The 211-nt window shown below is 40.3% G+C and carries 1 protein-coding gene; it reads right to left on the bottom strand.

Annotated features, from left to right (window positions below; all coding sequences use genetic code 11):
- Positions 1-180: hypothetical protein (locus MN204_RS21170; protein ID WP_249873012.1), on the bottom strand; the 180-nt coding region annotated here is incomplete at its 3' end.
- Between the last annotated feature and the right edge of the window lie 31 nt (positions 181-211).

Here is a 211-nt window from a genome sequence, read left to right as displayed (position 1 = left end):
CCTCAACCTTGCTACTTCTTCTACCTTCAATTTCGTTAACTTTGCAATGTGTTCATCCGAAAAATTTTCACGTATTAACTCTTGAGCCAACATCTTTTTCGCTTCTTCTCGACCTTCGTCTTTCGCCTCAGCAAACAACTCTGCTATTGTAGGTGGTAACTTTTCTTTTTCTGCACGCATTGTTTGGGACACCTCCATTCCTATTAATGGT

Source organism: Oceanobacillus saliphilus (assembly GCF_023522835.1).
Classification (GTDB): domain Bacteria; phylum Bacillota; class Bacilli; order Bacillales; family Amphibacillaceae; genus Oceanobacillus; species Oceanobacillus saliphilus.
This window is presented reverse-complemented; position numbering and strand designations above follow the sequence as displayed.